We start from the raw sequence: 6,682 nt of genomic DNA, 5'->3' as shown, positions 1-6,682 counted from the left end.
TATCGGCGACGCCGGCGCACTTGCCGCGACGCTTGCCGATGCTTCCGGCGTCGCCGATGCCCCAACGGCTGGTTCGTTTTCACTCTTTTTGCTGCATGCCGTTGCCATCGCAACCGCAGCCGCGATGGTCACAACAAAGCCAAACTTAATTCGCATTCAGTAGGTCTCCGGCGCCTTCAAAAGCTGGTGTTTCCAGCCCATCCGGCTTGGAACGCGCGCATTGTAACTCGGTTTTTGAGACGTGCAATATTGTTGATTGACAGGGGTTTTCCTCCATTGCAACCCCATTTTTCAACGCGAATGAGCGCAAGAGCGCAACCGGGTTGCGCTCCACGACGGTGCGCAAGTTGCACCATTCGCTGGCTCTGTGGGTAAACACCGAGCTGTGCCTGTGGATTGCGGAAGGGAAATTATTTCGTCGAATGCACCTGAAAAGTGCATTGATTCTACTGCGCGGAGAGTTGGATTTCCGCTGTCGCGAGCCTCGCTGACACTAGTTGACTTCAGCGAGTGCGTTTTCTTGATAAAAAAAACCGCGCCAACTCGAGTCGGCGCGGTTTTTCAGCTGCGACGGCAGTCCAGCCCTATATATAAAGGCGGCTTACTTCTCCGACGGCAGAGTCAGCCCGCGCGGCAATGGGAACGACACCTTTTCCTCAATACCTTCAAGCGGCCGCACATTGCGTACGCCCAACTCACGCAGCCGCGCAATCACGGCTTGCGCCAACACTTCCGGTGCCGAGGCGCCCGCCGTCACGCCGATGCGCTTTTTCCCTTCGACCCATTTGGGATCGATCTGCGTGGGCGAATCCACCATATAGGCCGGAATGCCGCGCTTTTCTGCCACTTCGCGCAAGCGGCTGGAGTTCGAGCTGTTCGGGCTGCCGACCACGATCACCACATCGCACTGTGGCGCGAGAAACTTCACCGCATCCTGACGATTCTGCGTGGCGTAGCAAATATCCTGCTTCTTCGGCTCTTTCACCGACGGATATTTCGACTTCAGCGCCTGGATGATTGCCGACGCGTCATCCACCGAGAGCGTGGTCTGCGTCACATAGGCGATGCGGTTCGGGTCCGCGAGCGCCAGCGCCTGCACGTCCTCGATATCCTCGACCAGATGCATGCCCTGCCCGCTCTGACCCATGGTGCCTTCCACTTCCGGATGGCCCTTGTGCCCGATCATCACGATATCGAAGCCGTCCTGGCGCATCTTCGCGACTTCCATATGCACTTTGGTCACGAGCGGACACGTAGCGTCGAATACACGCAAACCGCGCGTCTCGGCCTCGGCGCGAACCGCCTTCGACACCCCGTGCGCACTGAAAATCAGCGTGCTGCCTTCGGGCGCATCCGCCAGGTCTTCGATGAACACCGCGCCTTTCTTGCGCAGGTCCTCGACGACATAGGCGTTGTGCACGATCTCGTGACGCACGTAGATGGGCGCGCCGAACAGCGCAATGGCCCGCTCCACGATTTCGATCGCACGATCGACGCCCGCACAGAAGCCGCGCGGCTGCGCGAGGAGAATTTCGACATCGAGAAGGGTGTCAGTGGAGCTCATGGCTACAGAATTCCGATGATTTTCACTTCGAACGCCAGCGGCTGGCCGGCAAGCGGATGGTTGAAATCGAACAGCGCAGAGGTTTCGCCGACTTCCTTCAGGACGCCCGCATAGCGGCCGCCTCCAGGCGCGTTGAACTCCACGAGATCGCCGGGCGAAAAATTCTCGCCGATCATGGCGTTCTCGCGCAGCGTGGCAAGCGACACCCACTGGAGCATGTCCGGGTTGCGCGGACCGAACGCCTGCTCGGGCGTCAGCCGAAAGGTCGAGTGGTGCCCCACTTTCAGACCCATCAGAATGTCTTCAAGCGGCGGAGCAAGGTGGCCCTCGCCCAGCAAAAGCGTGGCGGGTTTGTCGGCGAACGTGCTGACAATGTCCGCACCATCCTCAAGCGCCAGCCGGTAGTGAAGCGTGACGTGCGAACCGGGTTTCACTTCGGAGATATCGATGATGCTCATGTTTGATCGTATTAGCCGTAAAAGCCGCAATCACCTTGTCAGTCGGCGCTGCCGCCCAATAAAGGACCGTGCGTCCGGACGGGACGCTGTCTTGGCGAAAGCCTGGCTGACGCCCGGGAGCCGCGCCACTTGCGGCCTGATATCGGGCGTAAATGCCCGCCAGACCATCAGCAAGGCGCCCAGGGAGGCGCGAAACCCCCATTGTAAGCCACAGTGCCTCGGCCTCGCCTTAGTCTCTCCAGCCGCCCTGAACGACATCGGGCAGCCGCGCGCTAGCGGCTCGCCCTCAACCGGAGCACGCCATGAACGCCCGTCTTGAATTAGTGCAAACCGATTCTCCCTGCATTGCCGATGCCTTTCGGACAGCGCCTCTTCCTCTTCCTCTTCCTCTTCCTCTTCCTCTTCCTGGCGATGACAGTCTCGCTGCACCGCGCATGCTCGACTGGCCTGAGCATGATCGTCCGCGTGAGCGCCTCTTGCAGCAAGGTGCGCACGCGTTGTCGGATGCCGAACTGCTGGCTTTGTTCCTGAACACGGGGCGGCCGGGCATGACATCGGTGGATGTTGCGCGCGGCCTCCTCACACGGTTCGAATCGATTCGCGGCGTGCTCGGAGCGAGTCCGACCGAATTACGCAGGTTCGGCGGTATCGGGCCGGCCAAGGCGGCGCTGCTGCTGGCGGTGTCCGAGCTATGCCAGCGGGCCTTGGCCGAGAAAACGCGGGACCGGCCGCTGCTTGATGCGCCCCAGGCGGTCGAAGACTATCTGAAGTGGCTGATCGGCAACCGGCCGAACGAGGTGTTCGTCACGCTGTTCCTGGACGTACGGCATTGCCTGATAACCGTAGACGAATCGGCCAAGGGGTCGCTCTCGCGCGTAGCCGTCTATCCTCGGGAAATCGTGCGCCGGGCGCTGACGCTGAACGCGGGGAGCCTGATCGTGGCGCATAATCACCCCTCGGGCGGCGTCACGCCGAGCGCGAGCGACCGCCGGCTGACCCGCTTGCTGCACGAGGCGCTGGCCCTTATCGATATCCGGTTGCTGGATCATCTGGTCGTGGCGTCGAACGAAGTATTTTCTTTTTCGCGACAGGGCTGGATGCCAAGTTGACCGGCGTTTGATCGGCGAACAACGGCGAAACATTGTCCAGACGGCCCATACAAGGCGAAAAAGTCACGAAATCAACTGTGCGCGGCGCGCTCGGGTACCTCCTTCGATACCAAAAAGAGTTGATTTTGCTGGTTTTTTGCGGTTAGAATCTCGGTTTGCTTCTTTCAACCAACCTGTTCCGAGCGTACGCAGTCATTTCGGGCAAGCCTCTCCGGTAGCCCGTAGCGGTCCAAAGTGTACTTGGCGTTCGAACTCAGAATTAAAGCGTATTAGGAGTGCTCTCATGGCACGTGTATGCCAAGTAACCGGGAAGGGGCCGATGAGCGGCAACAACGTTTCCCATGCGAACAACCGCACCAAGCGTCGTTTCCTGCCCAATCTGCAAAACCGTCGCTTCTTCGTTGAAAGCGAAAACCGTTGGGTTCGTCTGCGTCTCTCGAACGCCGGCCTTCGCCTGATCGACAAGAACGGCATCGACTCCGTGCTCGCAGATTTGCGCGCACGTGGTGAAGTCTAAGGAGCACGAAAATGGCCAAGGGCGCACGCGACAAGATCAAGCTGGAATCGACCGCTGGCACGGGTCACTTCTACACGACCACGAAGAACAAGCGCAACATGCCGGAAAAGATGGCGATCAAGAAGTTTGATCCCGTTATCCGCAAGCACGTTGACTACAAGGAAACGAAGATCAAATAAGGTCTCTGTTTCGTTTGTATCGCTGCACAAAAAGCCTCGCTTCTGCGAGGCTTTTTGCTTGGTTCAGCCGGTCTTCGCTCATTCCTTCGCCCTACTGGCCGAACGGCAAAGTGTCGGTCGCGTTTCCCACGCGTTATGCTTGCCGTCCGGACTTTTTACGTGCTATCGGCGTGAATCGAAAGTCATGGCGGACAACAACTGACGGAGACATGGCAGGATGAATTTCGATGTGGCAATCATCGGCAGCGGACTGGCGGGCCTGAGCGTCGCCCTGAATCTTGCGCACACGCGGCGCGTCGTGATCCTCGCCAAGCGCAGCGTGAGCGAAGGCGCAAGCGATTGGGCGCAAGGCGGAATTGCAGCGGTGCTCGACTCCGGCGACAGCACGGACAACCATGTCGATGACACGCTCATCGCCGGCGCCGGACTGTGCGACGCCGCCGCCACGCGCTTCATTGTGGACAACGGGCGCGCGGCTATCGAATGGCTGATCGAACAAGGGGTGCCGTTCACCAGGGATGGCTCGGCCGAACTCGGCTTTCATCTGACGCGCGAAGGCGGCCACAGCCACAGGCGGGTCATTCACGCCGCCGACGCCACGGGCCACGCGGTCGTCACAACGCTCAACGAGCGCGTGCGCAATCACCCGAATATCACCGTCCTCGAAGATCATCACGCGATAGACCTGATCACGTCCGAGCATCTCGGGCTCCCCGGGCATCGATGTCACGGGCTGTATGCGCTCGATATTGCCAGCGGGCGCACCGTCACCATCGAAGCGCCGCATACGGTGCTTGCGACCGGCGGCGCCGGGAAGGTCTATCTCTACACTACGAACCCCGACACCGCGACGGGCGACGGCATTGCGATGGCCTGGCGCGCGGGCTGCCGCGTGTCGAACATGGAGTTCATCCAGTTCCACCCGACCTGCCTGTTTCATCCGTACGCCAAGTCGTTCCTGATCTCCGAAGCGGTCCGCGGTGAAGGCGGCATCCTCCGCTTGCCCGATGGAACCCGCTTCATGCCCGCGCACGACGAACGCGCCGAACTGGCGCCACGCGATATCGTAGCCCGGGCGATCGACTTCGAGATCAAGAAGCGCGGTATCGACTGCGTGTATCTCGATATCAGCCACCAGCCCGAGGCGTTCCTGCAAGAGCACTTCCCTACCATCCTCGCGCGCTGCCGGGAGTTCGGTATCGATATAACGAAGGAGCCGATTCCCGTCGTGCCGGCCGCGCATTACACATGCGGCGGCGTGGTCACGGACCTGGCCGGGCGCACGGATCGCGCTGGACTTTATGCGGTGGGAGAAACGTCGTGCACGGGCTTGCACGGCGCCAACCGGCTGGCGAGCAATTCGCTGCTCGAATGTCTCGTGATCGGACGCGCTGCGGCGCAAGCCATGGAAGCCGAAGGGTATGCCACGAGCGCGCATGCACCGCTGCCCGCATGGGACGAAAGCCGCGTTTCCGATCCCGACGAGGAAGTTGTCGTCGCGCACAATTGGGACGAATTGCGCAGGCTGATGTGGAATTACGTGGGGATCGTACGCACGGATAAACGCCTCGCCCGCGCGCAGCATCGGATTGCGTTGCTACGGGACGAAATCCACGAGTACTACGCGAACTTCAAGGTGAGCCGGGACTTGCTCGAACTGCGCAATCTGGTCGATGTCGCTTCAATGATCGTTGAAAGCGCGTGTTCGCGGCGTGAAAGCCGCGGCCTGCATTTCAGCCGCGATTGGCCGGAGACATTGCCGAAGGCGCTGCCGACCGTGCTCACGCCGCCCGCGGTCAGGCGGCGTGAAGGTTAGCCCTCTCGCACGGCATCCAGCGCGCACTGCATCAGATCCTGAATCAACGGCGCGACTTGGCCGGCGCGCGTTTCGTCGTATGCATATGGGCGCGTTTCTTCCATATACGTGATCTGCGAGAGTTCGAGTTGCACCGCGTGGATGCCGTCCTGCGGCTTGCCGAAATGACGCGTGATGTAGCCGCCCTTGAAGCGCCCGTTCGCAACAGCCGTGTACACGCCGGTCCTGGCGACCATCGCCTCGAGCTTTTCACCGAGTCCCGCGACCGCGCTCTCGCCGCCTGCCGTGCCCAGGTTGAAGTCGAAGAGCTTGCCATCGAAGAAACGCGGCACGTGCGAGCGGATGGAATGCGCCTCCCACAACAGCACCTTGCCGTGCGCGGCTTTCAGACGCGCCAGTTCTTCGCTCAACGCATCGTGGTACGGCCGCCAGTATTTTTCGCGACGATCCGCAATCTGTGCTTCGGTCGGCGCGCCACCTTCCGGGTAAAGCGGCTCGCTGTTGAAGGTATCGACGGGACAAAGGCCGGTTGTATCGCGTCCCGGGTAGAGGTTCGCGCCATCGGGCGGACGGTTCAGGTCGATCACGTAGCGCGAATTGAACGGCGCGAGAATCGACGCGCCCATGTCCGCCGCGAACCCGTAGAGACGTTCGAGATGCCAGTCGGTGTCGTCGACCTCGCGGGCGATCGGATTCATGGTCGCGGCAACGTCCGCCGGAATCTGCGTGCCGGCGTGGGGAATCGAAATCAGCAGCGGCGCAGTGCCGCGCTTCAAGGTGAAAACTTGATCGGTCATGGGTGAGTTCCTTTATTTGAGCAAGCCCGCGAGCGTTTTTCGATACTGCCCGAACGCTTCGCGCTCATCGCGATGCCGGCGCGCTTCAACCACGACTCTACCGCCGACACAAACATCCAGCACCGGCGTCTCGCCATGTTCGCAGAACACCACGCCCGATAACCACGCGTCCGGCGCCTGGCCCGCAATAGCCGAATGGTCAGGATCGAGCACGATGAAATCCGCGCGACGCCCGGCTTCCA

General features: G+C 60.9%; 7 protein-coding genes and 1 pseudogene. 4 read left to right on the top strand and 4 right to left on the bottom strand.

From position 1 onward, the window contains the following. Positions 1-601: 601 nt before the first annotated feature. Both ispH and ACRXB1_RS27160 read right to left on the bottom strand, forming a co-directional pair. A complete protein-coding gene (gene ispH / locus ACRXB1_RS27165; RefSeq protein ID WP_061998737.1) occupies positions 602-1,564 on the bottom strand; it encodes a 4-hydroxy-3-methylbut-2-enyl diphosphate reductase in 963 nt (320 codons plus the stop codon). Positions 1,565-1,566: 2 nt separating this feature from the next. Further along, on the bottom strand, positions 1,567-2,022 hold the full coding sequence (locus ACRXB1_RS27160) for an FKBP-type peptidyl-prolyl cis-trans isomerase (protein WP_061998736.1): 456 nt from the start codon (positions 2,020-2,022) through the stop codon (positions 1,567-1,569). Between the two features lie 434 nt (positions 2,023-2,456). Here ACRXB1_RS27160 and radC point away from each other — a divergent pair, with 434 nt between their 5' ends. From radC to nadB, 4 genes are all read left to right on the top strand, one after another. Further along, entirely contained in the window at positions 2,457-3,131 is a 675-nt protein-coding gene (radC, locus tag ACRXB1_RS27155) for a RadC family protein (protein WP_449493782.1), read from the top strand. A 283-nt stretch (positions 3,132-3,414) separates the two neighbouring features. Beyond that, positions 3,415-3,648, top strand: a complete 234-nt coding sequence (gene rpmB, locus ACRXB1_RS27150; RefSeq protein ID WP_031359861.1) for a 50S ribosomal protein L28 — start codon at positions 3,415-3,417, stop codon at positions 3,646-3,648. A gap of 11 nt (positions 3,649-3,659) precedes the next feature. Continuing rightward, positions 3,660-3,827 (top strand): 50S ribosomal protein L33, encoded by a 168-nt coding sequence (gene rpmG, locus ACRXB1_RS27145; protein WP_061998735.1) that lies wholly within the window; start codon positions 3,660-3,662, stop codon positions 3,825-3,827. Positions 3,828-4,044: 217 nt separating this feature from the next. Beyond that, entirely contained in the window at positions 4,045-5,643 is a 1,599-nt protein-coding gene (gene nadB, locus ACRXB1_RS27140) for an L-aspartate oxidase (protein WP_062169434.1), read from the top strand. Here the strand turns inward: nadB and hutG are convergent. Beyond that, complete coding sequence (gene hutG / locus ACRXB1_RS27135) at positions 5,640-6,440, bottom strand: N-formylglutamate deformylase (protein WP_449493781.1); 801 nt, start codon at positions 6,438-6,440, stop codon at positions 5,640-5,642. The two genes, nadB and hutG, sit on opposite strands and share 4 nt — an antisense overlap. A 12-nt stretch (positions 6,441-6,452) precedes the next feature. Then, positions 6,453-6,682 (bottom strand): annotated as a pseudogene (locus ACRXB1_RS27130) (formimidoylglutamate deiminase); the annotation flags it as partial.

The sequence above is a fragment of the Caballeronia sp. M23-90 genome, from assembly GCF_053574605.1.
This window is presented reverse-complemented; position numbering and strand designations above follow the sequence as displayed.

Excerpts from the sequence above, each read along its gene's own strand:
- ispH (WP_061998737.1), bottom strand. The coding sequence starts at position 1,564 with ATGAGCTCCACTGACACCCTTCTCGATGTCGAAATTCTCCTCGCGCAG.
- ACRXB1_RS27160 (WP_061998736.1), bottom strand. The coding sequence starts at position 2,022 with ATGAGCATCATCGATATCTCCGAAGTGAAACCCGGTTCGCACGTCACG.
- radC (WP_449493782.1), top strand. The coding sequence starts at position 2,457 with ATGCTCGACTGGCCTGAGCATGATCGTCCGCGTGAGCGCCTCTTGCAG.
- rpmB (WP_031359861.1), top strand. The coding sequence starts at position 3,415 with ATGGCACGTGTATGCCAAGTAACCGGGAAGGGGCCGATGAGCGGCAAC.
- rpmG (WP_061998735.1), top strand. The coding sequence starts at position 3,660 with ATGGCCAAGGGCGCACGCGACAAGATCAAGCTGGAATCGACCGCTGGC.
- nadB (WP_062169434.1), top strand. The coding sequence starts at position 4,045 with ATGAATTTCGATGTGGCAATCATCGGCAGCGGACTGGCGGGCCTGAGC.
- hutG (WP_449493781.1), bottom strand. The coding sequence starts at position 6,440 with ATGACCGATCAAGTTTTCACCTTGAAGCGCGGCACTGCGCCGCTGCTG.